We start from the raw sequence: 2778 nt of genomic DNA, 5'->3' as shown, positions 1-2778 counted from the left end.
CACTCGCGAGCCTCGGTCAGCAGCTCCACCGCACCGGCCGCCCAGTCCACCTGCGGCGTCGGCTCGTCCACATGCAGCGTCCGCGGCAGCACACCGTGCCGCATCGCCATCACCATCTTGATGACGCCACCCACACCCGCAGCAGCCTGCGTGTGACCGATGTTCGACTTCAACGAGCCGAGCCACAGCGGACGCTCGGCCGGACGCTCCTGCCCATACGTGGCCAGCAGCGCCTGCGCCTCGATCGGGTCACCCAGCTTCGTACCCGTACCATGCGCCTCCACCGCATCGATCTGATCGCTCGTCAGATGCGCGTTGGCCAGCGCGGCCCGGATCACCCGCTGCTGCGACGGACCGTTCGGCGCCGTCAGACCGCTGCTCGCACCGTCCTGGTTCACGGCCGAGCCGCGCACCACGGCGAGCACCGGGTGGCCGTTGCGCCGCGCGTCCGAGAGCCGCTCGACCAGCAGCATGCCGACGCCCTCGCCCCAGCCGGTGCCATCAGCAGAAGCCGCGAACGACTTGCACCGGCCATCGACAGCCAGGCCTCGCTGCCGGGAGAACTCGATGAATGCCCCAGGGCTGGACATCACGGTGACGCCACCGACCAAGGCCAGCGAGCACTCGCCCTGCCGCAGCGCCTGAGCCGCCAGGTGCAGGCCGACCAGCGACGACGAACACGCCGTGTCCACCGTCACCGCCGGCCCCTCCAGACCGAAGGTGTAGGCGACCCGCCCGGAGGCGATGCTGCCCGCGCTGCCGTTTCCGAGAAGGCCCTCGAATCCTTCGGGGGCCTTTCCCATCCGTGCCGCGTAGTCGTTGTACATCACACCGGCGAAAACGCCGGTGCGACTTCCACGAAGTGACGCAGGATCAATTCCAGCCCGCTCGAACGCCTCCCAGGACGCCTCCAGCAGCAGGCGCTGCTGCGGGTCGATGGCCAGCGCCTCACGCGGCGAAATCCCGAAGAGCCCCGCATCGAACTCGGCCGCGTCGTGCAGGAATCCACCCTGACGCGAATACGACTTCCCGTGGCGGTCCGGGTCGGGATCGTAGAGATCCGTGTCCCAACCGCGGTCCACCGGGAACTCCGAGATTCCGTCGCGACCCTCGGCCACCAGCTCCCACAGCGCATCCGGGGCGTTCACGCCCCCCGGATAGCGGCAGGCCATCCCCACGATGGCAATGGGTTCCCTTGCCATATCGGTGAGTTGACGGTTCTGCTGCCGGAGGCGATCGGTCTCCTTCAGTGATGCCCGAAGAGCTTCAACGATCTGTTCCGTGGATGTAGCCATCATGAGCTCCGCTCTCCGGATCGCATCAGGAATCGCCGCCATCAAGCGCCATTTTGACGAGGCTCTCGATGTCCATTGCGTCAATCGACTCGGCCTGGCTCTTCAACTCGGAGCCGGACTCGCCAGAATGAGGATTGGCAAGTTCCAACAGGGCGTCCAGCAGGCCCGCTTCTTGGAACCGGATCAAAGGGATACTCGCCAGGGCATTCCTGATCTCAGCCTCACTTTGATCAACATACAGTGTCTGACCCTCACCGGAACAGAGCTCAACTTGCAGATGCTGCGTAAGAGCTGCGGGGGTGGGGTAGTCGAAGAGGAGCGTGGCCGGCAGTCGCAGCCCGGTCGCCCCGTTCAGCCGGTTGCGCAGCTCCACGGCGGTGAGGGAGTCGAACCCGGCGTCCAGGAAGCCCAGTTCAGCACCGACCGCGTCCGCCGAGGCATGCCCCAGCACAGCGGCCGCCTCGCCGCAGACCAGATCCAGCAGCACGCGCTGGCGCTCGGCCTCCGAGAGCCCGGCCAACCGGCCCTTGAGCGCCGCCACGGCGTCCGGCCCCGCGGCCGCCGACGACGCCTTACGGGCGGGAGCCCGGACCAGGCCCCTGAGCAGGGCAGCCACCTCACCGGAGGCCGCCGCCTGGGCACGGAAGGCCGCCAGGTCCAGCCGCGCCGGCACCAGCACCGCCTCGTCCGTCGCGCACGCGGCGTCGAACAGCTCGAGACCCTCACGCGACGAGAGACCACGAAGTCCGCTGCGCGCCATCCGCTGGAGGTTCCCGTCGCCGAGCGCACCGGTCATGCCCGACGCCTCCGCCCACAGGCCCCAGGCAAGGGAGACCGCCGGCAGACCCAGCGCCTTGCGGTGCTGGGCGAGCCCGTCCAGGAACGCGTTGGCCGTCGCGTAGTTGCCCTGCCCCGGCCCACCGAAGAGGGCCGCAACCGAGGAGAACAGCACGAAGGCGGACAAGTCCAGGTCCCGGGTCAGCTCGTGCAGGTGCCAGGCGGCGTCGACCTTGGGCCGCAGGACGGTGTCGAAACGCTCAGGGGTGAGCGACTCGATCACACCGTCGTCCAGCACACCCGCCGTGTGCACCACCCCGGTAAGGGGGGCATCGGCCGGAACCCCAGCGAGCAGAGCCGCAACAGCCTCGCGGTCGGCGACGTCGCAGGCCGCCAGCGTGACCTGGGCCCCGGCCTCGGTCAGCTCCGCGACCAGCTCGGCCGCGCCCGGGGCAGCCTCGCCACTGCGGCTGGCCAGCAACAGGTGACGAACGCCGTGCCGGGCCACCAAGTGACGAGCCACCAGGGCGCCCAGAGTGCCGGTCGCACCGGTGACCAGCACCGTGCCGCCGGCGGCGAACTCGAGGCTGTCCGCCGTCTCGTCACCGGAGGCCACACCCGCAACGCGCGACAGGCGCGGCGCGAACGCCGTACCGCGGCGCAGGGCGACCTGCGGCTCGGTACCGGCCACCGCGAAGGGCAGGAC

Annotated in this window: 2 protein-coding genes; both read right to left on the bottom strand. The window is 69.6% G+C overall.

Features of this window, described 5'->3' with window-relative positions:
• Positions 1-1295: type I polyketide synthase (locus ACFQ87_RS45490; protein ID WP_380616925.1), on the bottom strand; the 1295-nt coding region annotated here is incomplete at its 3' end.
• A 25-nt stretch (positions 1296-1320) separates the two neighbouring features.
• Positions 1321-2778: beta-ketoacyl reductase (locus ACFQ87_RS45485; protein WP_380616924.1), on the bottom strand; the 1458-nt coding region annotated here is incomplete at its 5' end.

It is taken from the genome of Kitasatospora sp. NPDC056531 (assembly GCF_042794375.1).
In the GTDB taxonomy this organism is placed as follows: Bacteria; Actinomycetota; Actinomycetes; order Streptomycetales; family Streptomycetaceae; genus Kitasatospora.
Note: the sequence above shows the minus strand (reverse complement) of the source record. Positions and strands in the feature narration are given on the sequence as shown.